General features: G+C 62.8%; 17 protein-coding genes. 10 read left to right on the top strand and 7 right to left on the bottom strand.

From position 1 onward, the window contains the following. Positions 1 to 22 precede the first annotated feature (22 nt). The 5 genes from BLQ09_RS08505 to BLQ09_RS08485 form a co-directional block, all read right to left on the bottom strand. On the bottom strand, positions 23 to 958 hold the full coding sequence (locus tag BLQ09_RS08505; protein ID WP_092356223.1) for a glutathione S-transferase family protein: 936 nt from the start codon (positions 956 to 958) through the stop codon (positions 23 to 25). Between the two features lie 75 nt (positions 959 to 1,033). Then, positions 1,034 to 1,309, bottom strand: coding sequence for a GIY-YIG nuclease family protein (locus tag BLQ09_RS08500; protein WP_027604699.1), 276 nt, complete (start codon positions 1,307 to 1,309; stop codon positions 1,034 to 1,036). 36 nt (positions 1,310 to 1,345) lie between these two features. After that, on the bottom strand, positions 1,346 to 1,816 hold the full coding sequence (locus BLQ09_RS08495; protein WP_027604700.1) for a nuclear transport factor 2 family protein: 471 nt from the start codon (positions 1,814 to 1,816) through the stop codon (positions 1,346 to 1,348). A 96-nt stretch (positions 1,817 to 1,912) separates the two neighbouring features. After that, complete coding sequence (locus BLQ09_RS08490; protein ID WP_027604701.1) at positions 1,913 to 2,548, bottom strand: response regulator; 636 nt, start codon at positions 2,546 to 2,548, stop codon at positions 1,913 to 1,915. Positions 2,549 to 2,756: 208 nt separating this feature from the next. Next, on the bottom strand, positions 2,757 to 3,182 hold the full coding sequence (locus tag BLQ09_RS08485) for a hypothetical protein (RefSeq protein WP_133822123.1): 426 nt from the start codon (positions 3,180 to 3,182) through the stop codon (positions 2,757 to 2,759). A gap of 454 nt (positions 3,183 to 3,636) precedes the next feature. On the opposite strand from BLQ09_RS08485, the gene BLQ09_RS08480 reads away from it, so the two are divergent. The 8 genes from BLQ09_RS08480 (at position 3,637) to BLQ09_RS08445 (ending at position 11,309) form a co-directional block, all read left to right on the top strand. Continuing rightward, complete coding sequence (locus BLQ09_RS08480; protein WP_027604702.1) at positions 3,637 to 4,260, top strand: DUF1120 domain-containing protein; 624 nt, start codon at positions 3,637 to 3,639, stop codon at positions 4,258 to 4,260. Between the two features lie 46 nt (positions 4,261 to 4,306). Next, positions 4,307 to 4,921 (top strand): DUF1120 domain-containing protein, encoded by a 615-nt coding sequence (locus BLQ09_RS08475; protein ID WP_027604703.1) that lies wholly within the window; start codon positions 4,307 to 4,309, stop codon positions 4,919 to 4,921. A gap of 29 nt (positions 4,922 to 4,950) precedes the next feature. Then, entirely contained in the window at positions 4,951 to 5,571 is a 621-nt protein-coding gene (locus BLQ09_RS08470) for a DUF1120 domain-containing protein (protein ID WP_027604704.1), read from the top strand. An 80-nt stretch (positions 5,572 to 5,651) separates the two neighbouring features. Next, entirely contained in the window at positions 5,652 to 6,275 is a 624-nt protein-coding gene (locus BLQ09_RS08465; RefSeq protein ID WP_027604705.1) for a DUF1120 domain-containing protein, read from the top strand. 29 nt (positions 6,276 to 6,304) lie between these two features. Further along, complete coding sequence (locus tag BLQ09_RS08460) at positions 6,305 to 7,000, top strand: fimbria/pilus chaperone family protein (RefSeq protein ID WP_092356220.1); 696 nt, start codon at positions 6,305 to 6,307, stop codon at positions 6,998 to 7,000. An 80-nt stretch (positions 7,001 to 7,080) separates the two neighbouring features. Beyond that, complete coding sequence (locus BLQ09_RS08455) at positions 7,081 to 9,513, top strand: fimbria/pilus outer membrane usher protein (RefSeq protein WP_092356217.1); 2,433 nt, start codon at positions 7,081 to 7,083, stop codon at positions 9,511 to 9,513. After that, positions 9,510 to 10,640: a DUF1120 domain-containing protein gene (locus BLQ09_RS08450; protein ID WP_092356214.1), complete on the top strand. Its 1,131-nt coding sequence runs from the start codon at positions 9,510 to 9,512 to the stop codon at positions 10,638 to 10,640. Before BLQ09_RS08455 ends, BLQ09_RS08450 begins: the two co-directional genes overlap by 4 nt. A gap of 18 nt (positions 10,641 to 10,658) precedes the next feature. Then, positions 10,659 to 11,309 (top strand): DUF1120 domain-containing protein, encoded by a 651-nt coding sequence (locus BLQ09_RS08445; RefSeq protein ID WP_092356211.1) that lies wholly within the window; start codon positions 10,659 to 10,661, stop codon positions 11,307 to 11,309. Here the strand turns inward: BLQ09_RS08445 and BLQ09_RS08440 are convergent. Together BLQ09_RS08440 and BLQ09_RS08435 are read right to left on the bottom strand one after the other, a co-directional pair. Continuing rightward, the gene (locus BLQ09_RS08440) at positions 11,306 to 12,571 is read right to left on the bottom strand and encodes a CynX/NimT family MFS transporter (protein WP_092356207.1); all 1,266 of its coding nucleotides are present in this window, start codon (positions 12,569 to 12,571) and stop codon (positions 11,306 to 11,308) included. The genes BLQ09_RS08445 and BLQ09_RS08440 overlap by 4 nt on opposite strands. Further along, positions 12,561 to 13,220 (bottom strand): FadR/GntR family transcriptional regulator, encoded by a 660-nt coding sequence (locus tag BLQ09_RS08435; protein WP_092356653.1) that lies wholly within the window; start codon positions 13,218 to 13,220, stop codon positions 12,561 to 12,563. The genes BLQ09_RS08440 and BLQ09_RS08435 overlap by 11 nt, the downstream gene beginning before the upstream one ends. Before the next feature lie 159 nt (positions 13,221 to 13,379). On the opposite strand from BLQ09_RS08435, the gene BLQ09_RS08430 reads away from it, so the two are divergent. Beyond that, entirely contained in the window at positions 13,380 to 13,691 is a 312-nt protein-coding gene (locus tag BLQ09_RS08430) for a type II toxin-antitoxin system MqsR family toxin (protein ID WP_092356204.1), read from the top strand. Further along, positions 13,688 to 14,170: a type II toxin-antitoxin system MqsA family antitoxin gene (locus tag BLQ09_RS08425; protein ID WP_092356201.1), complete on the top strand. Its 483-nt coding sequence runs from the start codon at positions 13,688 to 13,690 to the stop codon at positions 14,168 to 14,170. Before BLQ09_RS08430 ends, BLQ09_RS08425 begins: the two co-directional genes overlap by 4 nt. Positions 14,171 to 14,220: the final 50 nt, after the last annotated feature.

The raw sequence follows: 14,220 nt of genomic DNA, 5'->3' as shown, positions 1-14,220 counted from the left end.
CTTTATTTGCAAATATTTTTATTTATTGCGCCTGAATGCAAAAACCCAAGCGTGGGAAATGCACATGCACGGTGCCGGCGCGTTCATCGGTGCGACGCAGGATCAGCTCTTCGCGCCCGGCAAACAGCAGTTCACCGGCCACGGGGTCGGTGCCGTAGTCAGTGGCCGAGATGGTCACCTGCTGGCCGGGTTTGAAGCCGTTCAAGTCCTCGAAAACCTCATCGGACAGCGCAGTGGGCGTAGCGTTACGCGCCACTTCCAGCGCTTGCTCGGCGCTGATCTCACTGGCAGTGCCATGGCCAAAGCTCAGTACGCGGTCCAGCCACGCCGCCACAGCGGGATACGCATCCACCAACGGCGCAGTCACCGATGAGCCCTTGAGGAACCACAGCGGATGGGCCAGGGCAAAGTCGGCAATCGACGGTTCACCAAACAGGAAGTCCCCCGTCGGGTGCTGCAATTGCTGATCGATACGATGGATGATCGCCGGCCATTGATGCTTGGCCTGGTCCAGTTGCAAGCGGGCGGCGGTGCCACCGCTGAACAATTTGCTGCGGTCAGTCACCAGCACCTGGAGCATTTGCGGCGGTACCTTGGCAAATTTGACGGCCAGGGATTCAGGCTGGAACACCAGCGCCACGGCATGGGAAAACACTACCGAGTCGGCCCAGGCGGCGAAGCCTTGGGTAACCAGTTCCAGGCCTTGGGGAAACAGCGTCGGGGCGGATTTTTCCTGCTCCAGGCGTCGGGCGATCAAGGCGGTGTCGCAGTAGATGTCGGCACCGACTTGCAGCACCGGCGTCTTGCGATAGCCGCCGGTCAAGGCGGTGAGGCCGGGCTTGGGCATCACCGGCGAGATGCGCACGGAATGCCAGGACAAGCCCTTGAAGCCCAGCATCAGGCGGGCTTTTTCAGCAAAAGGGGACTGCGGGTAATGGTGGAGAATCAACTCAGACATGCCAGGCTCCGCTCGATAGGTGAGCGGCTAGCTTAGCCTGCAAAACCCCGGGCGGGGACGATGGGAACCCATCAGTCAAATCAATGAGCCACTTGCGGCCAGGCACTCCTTGGCGCTTTTCTTCAACTTCTTGATCAAGCGCTCCTGGCGCAACGCCTCGCCCTTGCTCGCGCATTGCTCCGTGTACACCAGCGCGACCGCCGGGCTGGACAGGAAAAACCGTGCGCCCTTGCCGCTCTGATGCGCGGCAAAACGGCGCACCGGGTCATTGCTGATGCCGCAATACAACGCGCCATTGGCGGCGCGTACCAGGTACACAAACCAGGGTTTGGGTTCAGAAGGATCAGTCACGGGTCGATTCGGTAAACCAGAAGAGCGCCAAGCTTATCAACGACCGGCCTGGAATGCCCTGAGGCCTTTGAGCGCCTGGGCACGCACGGCGTTTTTCAGGGCCGGCGACCAGCCCAGCAACAGGCCCTTGAGGCCCAGGGCCTGGCGCGACCAGCGCCACAGATCGAAGTGGTCGTGGTGTTCGCAGATCTTGCCATCACGAAACACAAACCGCGCGCCGATATCGTTGACCACCGTGTTACCGGTGGCGCTGAACAGGTAGGTCGCGACCCAATGCGCGCTGCCGGTGGTTTCATCGCTGCGCACATGGTCGAACGTCAGGGAGAAATCCTTGGCCCGGGTGGTGAGCATGCGCCACATATCGCCGGCGTTACGCCCGCGCAACTCACCGAAGGCCGGGTCGCTGAACAGCACATCCTCGGTGTAGCAGGCCGCCATGGCCTCGGCATCCAGCCGCTGGAAAGCGCTGTAGAACTCGGTGATCAGGGCGTTGTGTGCGTCGCTCATGGGCAGGTTCCAGACCAGGGGTTGTAAGCCGTCCAAGATAGTCCGGGCGCCGATAAAACTCTATCGCCATTTACACCGGGAATGCCCCACCCGGCGCTACGGCACCATGCCGCAGCTGCGGGCGTAGGCAAACAGGTCCACATCGGTGGAGATGCACAGCCGGCTCATGGCCGTGCTTTTCTGCTTGCTGATCGTGGAAATACTGCGATTGACCCGGGCCGCAATCTGGCTGACGGTCATGCCGCTGGCCAGCATCCTGACCACTTCGCGCTCCTTGCTGGACAGCTGCGGCTGTTGCAACTGATCGCCGGTGCCCGCCTCCACCAACTGCGCGCGCAGGCATTCACTGACAAACGTCTCGCCCCTGGTCACTGTAGCGATAGCGGTGGGCAGCTCCCGGGCCGAGGCGCTCTTGGCGACAATCGCCCGTGCCCCGTGGGCAAAGGACGCACGCAGCGTCGCCACATTGGCGAACATGGTGACCAGAATCACCGGCAAAGTCGGGTACTGGCGCCGCAACAGCCCCAGCAGTCCGTAGCCGTCGGCCTGCTGGCCGCCGGGCATGGCGAAGTCAGTCACCAGCACGTCACACGCCACGCTGCCCAGCAACTTGAGCAATTCATCGGGACCGTCGGCCTCACCGACCACTGTGCATCTACCGCCCGCCTCAATCACCACCCGTTGCCCGATGCGCACAATGGGATGATCGTCGGCAATAATTACACGCAACATAAATACCCACGAATGATGGCAACTTGGAATTGGCGCAAAAATACCTGTGTCCTCTTGTCTCAACAACCACTCGATGCAGCCGGTTCCGGACCGCGCCCAGCGTTTGATAGATGGCAACTTTACGCCTACAAAATAAAAAGAAATTACCTACACCCAAAACTTCCAACCCACAGTAATAACCTCCTACAAACCTTTGAGTCCCGAAGACTCATAACCGGCTCAGATAAGCCATGTACCCCCGCAAGTTGCGCTGGAAGGCTTGCAACTGCGGCGTATTCGCCACCACACCATCGGCCTGGACCCGCGCAATCAACTGCTCGCCGCAACGCTCCAGGTCGACTCCGCCGACGAAGGCCAGGCTGCCCACCAAACGGTGCAATCGCTCCACCAGCAAGGGCCCATCGGCGCGGGCCTGCGCCAGGTCCAGCCAGGCATCGTCTTCCCGTGCTTCCTCAATCAGGCTGGCCACCGCCCGATTCACCATCTCATCACTGCCGAAAATCTCGATCAGGCTGGCTCGCGTCGGCCATGCAATCGCGCCTGGACGACGAACCGGCTCCTCCACCAACGGTGGCAAGGGTGAGGGTGCCAACTTCAGGACAGGTACTCGCTTGGAAAATACCCTTGTCACCATGGTCACCTCACTGTGCTTACATTGATTGCTCAGCCCATGAGTTCATCAACATCCACTTGAACAGGAGCGGGAAGCTGCAACAGCCAAATCAACGAACAGCGTGCAACATCCCCATGGCACTCATGTGACTGTCATAAGCAACAATGAATAGCCTTGCGGACAGGGAAAAGACGATACAACAACTACGAAAAACCCAACTTTCCTACAATCCAAAACATTAATTCCCACGAACTTGCACTCAAATACTGACTACTCCGATTGTCGTAATAGTTGTATTTCCCCCGCCACTCCCCCCGGCTAAATTGCCGCCACCCCCAAAGAGGGGATGGATCGGCCCGTTTCGTCGATCCCAGCAAGACACCACCCGCCGCCCTGCTCGCCGCCTTCCACAAAAAGCTCGGACGATGCCGTGCGCAAGCCTTTATCAGCCAGCCCCTTAGTGGAACCTATAGAAATGAGCAAGTCCCTCACCCTGTTCAGCGCCGCCCTGTTGCTCACCAGTGCCTTGCCTGTCTTGGCTGCCAGCACGGTGGATCTGACGGTCAAAGGTTTGATCACGCCCAGTGCGTGTACGCCCAACCTGCCGGGCGCAGTGGATTTCGGAAAAATTTCCGCGAAAGACCTGAACCTCGACAGCCAGACCCCGCTGCCCACACAAACCGTACAACTGTCCGTCAGTTGCGAGGCATCGACGCTGTTTGCCATCAAGCCTTTCGACAACCGTGCCGGCTCCTCTACCCGCCCCGCCTCGTTCGGACTGGGCCTGATCAACGAGACGGAGAAACTGGGCAGGTACTTCCTGACCATGCGCAATCCCGTCGCCGACAAGCCGTCGACCTTGCTGGTGTCGTACACCGAAGGCCGTTGGACGTGGCTCGCAGAAGACGACACCGTTGAGCCCAACTACCTGATTGCACTGGGAGGCCTGGACGAAACGATTGGCTGGCAGCCTCACCCGCTGCAGGACATGAGCGTGGAGATTGTGCTCAACACCGCGATCGCGCCGGCCAACACACTGACGCTGACCAACGAGGTGGCACTGGATGGTTCTGCGACCTTTGAAGTGAAGTACCTGTAGTGCTTACCCCGCGTCCATCGACCCTGCTCAAATGGTGATTGCCCCTATGAACCTATTTGTCACTCGCGCAGCACTGTTGCTGTTGTTTACGCCAGCGGTGTTTGCCGCCAGCAATACCGACCTCACCGTCAAGGGCAGCATCACGCCCAGCGCCTGCGCGCCGCTGATTTCCGGGGGCGGCGTGGTCGACTTCGGGAAAATGTCGGCCAAGTCGCTCAATGCCGAGCAACACACCGTGTTGCCCAACCAGAACATGCAATTGAGCGTCCGTTGCGAAGGGCCGACATTTTTCACCCTCAACACCATTGATAACCGCGCCGGTTCTTCGGCCAACCATGATCACTGGCATGGCCTGGGCATGACCCCGAACGATGAAAAGATCGGCGGCTCGACCTTCCACCTCTACACCCCCGTGGCCGACGGCGCGGCTGCACGCATCATTACCTCAAGCGATGGCGGGGTGAGCTGGGCCCCCACCAACCAGTTGAACCATATCTGGCTGACCGCCGTTGCAAGCAGCAATGGCCTGGTGCCCATCGCCGTCCGCGACTTTGACGCGCAGATCCGCCTGTACACCCACGTCGCCCCCGCCGACCGCCTGACCCTGCTGGACGAAGTCCCCATCGACGGGCACGCCACCGTTCAACTCAAGTACCTGTAATTCCGCCTATCGAAAGGAGTTCGCTCACCATGAAAACCCTGTTCAGTGCCGCTGCCACCAGCTTGATGCTGCTCACCTGCGCCACCGCCCATGCCGCCTCCACCGTGGACCTGACCGTCAAGGGCCTGATCGTGCCCAGCGCCTGTACCCCCAACCTGTCCGGCGGCGGCGTCATCGACCACGGGAAGATTTCCGCCAAGGACCTGCGCCCGGACAACCCTACCCACATCGGTAAGAACGTCATGACGATTGCGGTGGTCTGTGATGGTGCGACCTCGTTTGCCCTGAATGCGATCGATAACCGCGCGGACTCCGCAATAATGGCGAGTCTCTTCGGACTGGGCTTTATCAACGGTACGCAAAAACTGGGCTGGTTCGACCTGATGTTGCAAAACGCCGTCGCCGACGGCGTACAGGTGGAAACCATCGCTTCCGGCGACGGGGGCAATACCTGGTACAAGGAAAAGTTCTGGGACCCGGGCCTGTACATGTCGGTCGCCACGACGGATGACACCACCCAGCCGGTGCCCGTGAAGGAATTGGTCATGGAGATGGAGGTCAGCACCTCGATTGCCCGCACGGACAGCCTGGACCTGAGCAACGAGGTCACCCTCGACGGGTCGGCCACCCTGGAAGTGAAGTACCTGTGATGCCGGGGATGCCATGCCAGGCCAGTCCTGCCATGGCCTCCCTTACAGATCGGCCACCGTCTCCCAGCCAGTGATGCCCTATGAACACGCCCGCCACGCTTTTCGCTGCCCTGCTGACACTGACCTTCGCCGCCCCGGCGTGGGCCGCCTCTATCGTCGATATCACCGTGACCGGCCGGTTGACCCCGGACGCCTGTCACGTCGAGCTGTCGGAAGACGGTATGGTTGACCATGGCAAGATTCCCTCCCATACGCTGAGCAGTGATGAATTCACCCTGATGCCGAGCCGACTCCTGGAGCTGTCCGTACAGTGCGCCCGGCCCATGCTGTTTGCGCTGGTGGGCCTGGACAACCGTGCGGAGTCGGCGCTGGCCCCAGGGGTCTTCGGCTTGGGCAGGAACATCCATGCCCCCGAAGAACGCCTCGGCGGCGTGGCACTGTCCTATCGCAACCCACTGGGCGACGCGCAACCCATGCAGGTGCTGATGTCCCTCGACAACGGTGAAACCTGGACGCCTCGCCCCAACGCCGCGCCCAAGGCCTACACCGGTTTTGCCCTGCCGGGGGATCGCCAGCCGGATTTCATCAGGCATCTGAGCGCCCAACTGCACATCGAAACCTCGATCAACTTTTCCAACTACCTGACCCTGGATCAAGAGGTGCCGCTGGATGGCTCCATCGTCCTGGATCTGCGCTACCTCTGACTCCTCTCCTGCCCAACGGAACTCTCGTCATGACGACGCTACTTTTGAATATTGCCGCCCTGGCATTGCTGTTCAGCATGAATGCCCGGGCTGATGGCATGGTCCCCGACACCTCCGTGGTGATCGTCTACGAAAGCGACGGCGAAGCCAGCGTTTCGGTGACCAACACCGACAGTCAGCTGGCCCTGCTGCACGTGACCCTGGAAGATATCCCGGAAGACAACGAGCCCTTGCTGGTGGTCACCCCGCCGTTGTCGCGGGTGGAGCCGACGAAATCGCAACTGGTGCGTTTCATCCTGCAAGATCATTTGCCGCTCAAGAGCCAGCGCCTCAAACGCGTGATTTTCGAAGGCATGCCCAAGGGCCGCCCCGCAGCCGAGGCCGGACATGCACGGGTGGGTGTCACCGTGCGCCAGAACCTGCCGGTGATCATTCATCCCAAGGGCCTGGCGCCCAATCGCACGCCCTGGACCGGCTTGACCTGGTCCCTGGAAAACAACCAATTGCTGGTCAGCAATGACACGCCGTATGTGGTGCGGCTGGCCCAGGAGCTGCGCCTGCTGCCCGGCGACGGCAAGGCGATGCTGCCGCGCACCTACGTGTTGCCGGGTGAGCGCCTGCGTGTGCCGGCAACCGCCGCCGGCGCCCGCATGGTAAGACTGCAACCGGCCACCCTGTATGGTTTCGCCGTCGCCGCCTACGACGCGCCGCTCACCCTCCCCTGACGCAAGACGACGTGACGGCCTGACAAGCGCCGCTAAGACGCGCAGCCGCCCAATATTCGAATGCCTTGGTGAAAACAGTCGTGAATGATCGTGACGGCAACGCCGTGCCCGCCGCCCCACCCCGCCTTGCCTTACCCGTGCTGCTGTTGACCTTTGCCTTGTTCCCCGAAGAGGTGCGGGCCGACGAGTACGCAGGCTTTGATACCAAGACCCTGGACCAGCGCGGCATCGACCCGCACCTGGCGAGCCTGCTACTGGATGCCCCGCGCTTCACGGCAGGCACACACGCCGTGACCTTGCGGGTCAACGGGCAACGCCGCGGCCGCCTGCAGGCACGTTTCGATGAGCACGGCGCCCTGTGCTTTGACCGCGCGCTGCTGGACACCGCCAATCTGCGGGTCCCGGCGGACAGCGGCCCGTGCCATGACGTGCTCGCCCGCTTCCCGCAGAGTCTGGTCGAGCCGGACCCGGCCAGCCTTACCGTATCGCTGGTGGTGCCAAGCGAAGCCTTGCGCCCCCTGCAGCAGGACATCTCGGAGTACCAGGCCGGCGGCGTCGCGGGCCTGCTCAACTACGACCTCAGCGGGTTCTACAACCGCTTCGGCGACGACGCCAGCCGTTTCGGCTCGGCCAATACCGAGGTCGGCTTCAATGCGGGCGACTGGATCGTGCGCAGCCGCCAGGTGCAGACCTGGCAGGATGGCCTGTCACGCAGCACCCACCTGGAAGCCTATGCCCAACGCACCTTTGCCCGTTATCAAACGGTGCTGCAGGCCGGGCAAGTCAGCCTCTACAACCCGGTGTTGTCCGGCGCCCAGATCACCGGCGTGCAGGTATTTACCGAACAAGCCCTGCAAGACCAGGAGCAGGGCGCGACCATCGAGGGCATCGCCAACAGCCCCGCACAGGTCGAGGTGCGGCAGAACGGCGCGCTGATCCACTCGACGGTGGTCCCCGCCGGCCCGTTCGCCCTCACCGATGTACGGCGCTTGAACACCCGCTCGGATGTGGAGGTAACGGTCAAGGAAAGCACAGGCGGCGAACGGCGCTTCACCGTCCCGGCGGCGATGCTTGGCCTGGGGCTGCCGGCAGCCGGTTACTCGGTGGCATCAGGACGCGTGCGCAATATTGGTAACGCTCAAGGTGACGATCCGTGGGTGGTCAGTGCGGGCTGGAACGGCGCCGTGCATCCGCAATTGTCCGTGGGCGGTGGCGTGCTGGCCGCCAGCCAATACCGTGGAGTGGGAGCAAGCATGGCCTGGTTGCCCGGGCTGGACAGCCAGTTGCAGCTGGCCAGCCAACTCTCCGATGCCCAGGCCCGCGACAAGGCACAGGGTGTACAAACCGATCTTTCCTGGGCCCAGCGCCTGGGTGAACAATGGTCATTCAGTCTCGCCAACTCCTGGCGCACCCCAGGCTACCGCGAGCTGGAGGAAGCCACCTACGCAGCCCAACCCGACCGGCACCGCAGCACACGCTATCGCGATCAACAAAGCGCCACCCTGGGCTGGTCGCACCCGTGGCTCGGGGCATTCAGCGCCGGGCTCTCGCGCTCCAGCAATTTTGACGGGGCCAACAGCAGCCGCGCGCTGGCGTCCTGGGGGACGAGCGTCAACGGCGTGTCGCTGTCGGCCAGTGCCGAATGGCAGATGGGCGGGCGCCAGCAACAGGACAATGCGGTGTACCTGAACCTGAGCCTGCCCCTGGGCGAGAGTCGCCGGGCCCGCGCCTGGGTGCGCAACTCGGGCGGCGAGCACCGTTCCGGGCTCGGCCTGAACGAACAGGTCAACGACCAACTCAACTACCGGGTCAGCGCCGAGTACGACAGCCGCGACCGCCAGGTGGAGACCAGCGTGGGCCTGTCCGCCCTGCCGCGCTACAGCCAGTTGGACCTGAGCTACAGCCGCAGCGACGCCGAACGCTCGAGTTACCAGGGCGGTGCCCGTGGCGCGATGGTGGTGCATGGCGGCGGGATGACGTTCTCGCCGTACCCGGTGCGCGACACCTTCGCCCTGGTGTCGGTGGGCGACATGAGCGGCATCAAGCTCAGCACCCCCAGCGGCCCGGTCTGGACCGATTGGCAAGGCCAGGCGGTGGTTTCCCAGGTCAATGCGTACGGACGCAGCCCGGTCGAGGTACAGACCCGCTCGCTGCCACGCAACGCCGATATCCACAATGGCCTGGCAATGATCTCGGCCGGGCGTGGTGCGGTGGATCGCGTCGAGTTCGGCGTAGCGCTGACGCGCCGCTTGCTGCTGACGGTACGCACCGACCAGGACCAGCCGTTGCCCCGTGGCGCCACGGTGAGCACTGCCGAGGGTGAATTCGTCACCCTGGTCCAGGATGGCAGCCAGGTGTTCCTGCCCAATGTGCTGGAGCACACCACGCTGTGGGTCGGCACCGCAGGCAAACAACGCTGTGAATTGCGCTTTGAATTGCCGGCCAAGGCGAATCCGACGGTGTATTACGAAACCGCCCCCGCCCTCTGCCATACCCCCGAGGATGATCGATGACAGCCCTACGACTAGGCACCGCCTGCGTGCTGATGGGCGCGCTCAATAGCGCCCTGGCCCAGGACGAATGCCACCTGAACGTCAGCGAGGCGTTGCTGGATTTTGGCCTGATGAACCGCGCCGCCCAGCGCGACAGCGCCCCACAGCGCCTGCTCGGCGAGCGGCGCCTGAGCCTGACGTTCACGTGCCCGCACCCCACCGACCCGAGCCTGTTCTACCGCGCCCTGGCGGCAAGCCCAGAGCGCTGGCAATTTACCGAGCAGGGCAGCTACACCCTCCACGCCAGCGACGCTGTACTGGATGGCCAGGCGGTGGCCCTGGGGTTGCTGCCCGCCAGCGGCCAGCCCGCCATCGCCACAGGCAACAGCCTGGATTGGCGGCCGGGCCACGGGATTGCGCCGGTCCAGAACGGTACGCTGCTGACGGGCAAACACTTTTCGCTGCAACTGAGCGTCAACGCCTGGGCCGACAGCGCCGCCACCCGCGTCAGGGATGCCACCACCTGGGAAGTCTCCGGCACGGTCTACCACCGTCCCAGCGATCGCTACCGCGAACTGACGCTGCAGGCGCATTTCGCTCCCGTGGCCTGTGTACCGCAGCTGTCTAACGGAGGGCTGGTGGATTACGGCACGCTGGCGGCCAAAGACCTGAACGCCACCCACGAAACCCCACTGCCCACCCGCACCCTGCAGTTCTCTGTCAGTTGCGACGCCGCCACCCCCTTCGCCTTGAAGATGCATGACAACCGCAACGGCTCGGCGACCGGAGGCATCGACGAAACCGCCTACGGCCTGGACCTGGACGCCAGCCAGAACAAGATCGGGCGCTACTACCTGAACATCGACCCGGCCGAGTTCAGCGCCGATGCCCTCGGCACGCTGTATCGCACCGACTCCACCAGCGGCGGGGTGGCCTGGAGCAGTTCCAGTGCCCGGCAGATCCCCATCGCCGCCAACAGCCTCATGGGGTTCACCGACCGCGCCGCCAGCACGTTGGGGCCGGTACCGATCCAGCACCTGGCCGGCACGGTGCGCCTCAAGGCCTACCTGGCGCCGACCCAGGCCCTGGACTTGCGTAACGTGGTGTACATCAACGGCTCCGGCACCCTCGAAATCATCTACCTGTAACCCATTGGAACCCGCCCCATGAAAACCCCCGGCATCACCCTGCTCTCCCTGCTGTTACTGGGGAGCGCGCTCCCCGCACAGGCCGCCTCGCGCGTGGACCTGGCGGTCAAGGGCCGCATCACGCCCACCGCCTGCACCCCGCAGTTGTCCAACGGCGCGTTGATCGACTACGGCAAGATCTCCCACCAGGACCTGAACACGGACAAAAACACGCGCCTGCCGGTCAAGCTGCTGCAAGTCAGCATCACCTGCAACGCCTCGAACCGCTTTGCCTTGCGCATGCACGACAATCGCGACGGTTCGGCCATGGTCAACAGCGAGATTTACTACGGCCTGGGCCTGGACAGCAGCGGCAACCGCATCGGCCTGTACGCCATGACCTTCGACCCCAGGCAAACCCTGGTCGACAGCACCACGCAGGTGTACGGCACCGAATCCACCACCGGCGGCGTGGCCTGGCGCACCGCCAACCTCAACCCGATCAATATCGGCGCCAACAGTTACCTGGGCTTTACCGACATCGCCGGCAGCACGGCCGGGCCCTCGGCAATCCAGGAGCTGATCAGCACGGTCAAGGTCGAAGCCGTGATCAATGCCACGCAAAACCTGGACCTGAGCAGCGACACACGACTCGACGGCCTTGCCACGCTGGAGGTGGTGTACCTCTAGACTTTCTCGCTGCTGACCTGCACATACTGCGCCCGCCCCGCCCCCAGCCCGGCAATGATGGCGCCCAGGCCGATGACCGCGAAAATCCAGCCGATGGCCGACCAGCCGCCCGTCCAGTCGTGCACCAGGCCCACCGCAAATGGGCCAATGGACGCCAGGGTGTAGCCAAAGCCCTGGGCCATGCTCGACAGGTTGGCCGCCACATGGGAGTCGCGCGAGCGCAGCACGATCAGGGTCAGCGCCAGGCTGAACGTACCGCCCTGGCCCAGGCCGAGCAGGATCGCCCAGCCCCACAGGCCGTCCAGCGGTGCATACAGGCAACCGAACAAACCGCCGAGGGTCAGCAGCATCACCAGTACGATCGCCAGGCGCTGGTCTTTGCCACGGGTGGCGAGCCAGGGTGCGGCGAGGGAACTGAACAATTGCATGACGATAGAGCCGGACAACGCCAGCCCGGCTTCGGTGGCGCTCAGGCCACGACCGATCAGGATCGACGGCAGCCAGCCAAACACGATGTACGACAGGGACGATTGCAGGCCCATGTACAAGGTGACCTGCCAGGCCAACGGATCACGCAGCAGGCCCTTCACTCGGTAGGCGACCTGGTGGGTGGCGTGTCTGCGGCCGACCTGCGGTAACCAGAACAACGCCGCCGCCAACGCCGGCAGAATCCAGAAGCCCAGACCAATGGTCCAGCGGTCACCGAAGTAATGACTCAGCGGCACCGTGGCACCGGCGGCCAACGCCGCGCCCAGGCACAGGGCCATGGTGTAGACGCCGGTCATGGCACCGGCCTGCCTGGCGAAATCACGCTTGATCAGGCCCGGCAGCAAGACGCCGATGATGCCGATGCTCGCACCGGCGATCAGGCTGCCGGCGAACAAGCCCACTTCGCCAAAAGCGCTGCGCAGGATGATGCCGGCAGCCAGGGTCAGCAAAATCCCCAACACCACCCGCTCGGCGCCAAACCGCCGGGCCAGGATCGGCGCCGTGGGTGCGAACAGGCCGAGGCACAACACCGGCAGGGTGGTGAGCAAACCGGCCTTGGCCGCCGACAACCCCAGGCTGCTGGAGACGTCGGCCAGCAATGGCGCCACGCTCGACAACGCCGGACGCAGGTTCAAGGCCACCAGGATCAGGCCCAGCAGCAGCAACCAGGGGCGACTCACCACCGGGTGGCTGCTTTGCACCACGTCGTCGTCGGCCTCGGCGTCGATCAACAGTTCGTCCAACTCGCTCGTACGCTTGGTTTCAGGGTTCATTGATCAACTGCCGGCAAAGGGATTTGGCGCGTTCCGGGTCCTGGTGTTCCACGGCTGCGAGCAGGGCGATATGCAGGTCGAACACCGCCTGGCGACGCGGCGAAATGTTCAGGGTCTGGCGCAACTGCGCGCCGACGATGGCGGAAAAGTACTGGTACAGCTCGCTCAACGCCGGGTTGTGCGCGGCGTCCACCAGGCGTTTGTGGAACAGCAGGTCGGCGCTGATATAGGCCTCGAGGTCACCGTGGTACAGCACCGCGCTGGCCTTGAGTGCCTCATGCAAAGCGGTGAGGTCGGCGTCGGTACGGCGCACCGCCGCGAGCCCGACGGCCTCCACTTCCAGGATCTGCCGCGTCTCCTGCGCCTGCTCCAGGGTGCAGTGGGATAACGCGCGCATGGCCCCCAGCGGGTCGGTCATCGAGCGCAGGTAACTGCCGTCGCCCTGGCGGATCTCGATCAACCCGGAGAACGCCAACACGCGCATGGCCTCGCGCACGGTGTTGCGGCTGATGCCCAGCTCGGCGGCCAGCTCCGGCTCGGTGGGCAGGCGTTCGCCGATGGCCCACCGGCCTTCGCTGATGCGCCAGCGCAATTGCTCAAGGGCCTGGTCCACCAGGGAGCGTTTGATCAAGGGGGCGATGTCTGTCATGGAATGCAGGCTTTCGTCCAATCATAGGATGAATTTTCCTACAGCCTATTCAGAGTTGCCTACAAAGGCAACGCACTAGGGTTCTTAGGCAGGAAAAGGAGCAGTATTTTCGATTGGTAAAATTACCCTCAAAGGGTAATTATTCGGCTCAGGTGTCTTATGGAAAAGTACACACCTCATTACGATCTGGCGGTGATCAAGGCGGACGTCAGGCGGCTTGGAGGCCGGGCATTTACGCTCGCAGCAAAGCAAACAGGCGCGCGGCTCGGTCTGAGTATCAAGGAGATGCAAGAGGTCGTTTTCGAACTACAAAACAGGATGTTGTACAAATCGATGACCACGTATGCCGATCACCGGGTGTGGCAGGACGTGTACCACATCAATTCACACGGTCTGGAGATTTACATCAAGGTCACTTACTGCACAGCCGGTAACCCTCCAGTGATCTCCTTCAAGAAGAAGAGCTCATGAACACTCAACATTGCTTCATTTGCGGTGTACCCGACGCCATGAGGCGCTTCGAAAGCCGCAGCGAAACCCTCCGTGTCAACGGTATGGAACGGCGTGTCGATGACCTGTCTGGCTGGGAATGCCAACTGTGCGGCGACGGCATGCATGACCCTGACAGCTCCGACCGCTATAGCGCCGCCAGCGATGAACTGGTCCGTACCGCGCGGACAATGATCGGCAACGAGATGAAACGCATCCGTCGCAAGCTGCACCTTACGCAGAAAGAAGCCGTGCAACTGTTGTCCGGTGGCGGTCACAACGCTTTTTCACGTTATGAACGCGGTGAGCTTCTGCCACCGAAGCCACTGGTTCTATTGATGCGATTGTTGGACCGTTACCCTCACCTGCTCGCCGACGCCAGGGTCTTGGCCGAAGGCGCTGACCTGCGGGGCTTCACCCATACCGCGAACACAGGGCAGGAGGCGCTCAAGGCCTCCTGAACAGACAAAAATAAACCCGGCCAGGCCGGGTTTATTTTTTCAGGCATCGA

It is taken from the genome of Pseudomonas sp. NFACC25, assembly GCF_900100935.1.
In the GTDB taxonomy this organism is placed as follows: Bacteria; Pseudomonadota; Gammaproteobacteria; order Pseudomonadales; family Pseudomonadaceae; genus Aquipseudomonas; species Aquipseudomonas marginalis.
Note: the sequence above shows the minus strand (reverse complement) of the source record. Positions and strands in the feature narration are given on the sequence as shown.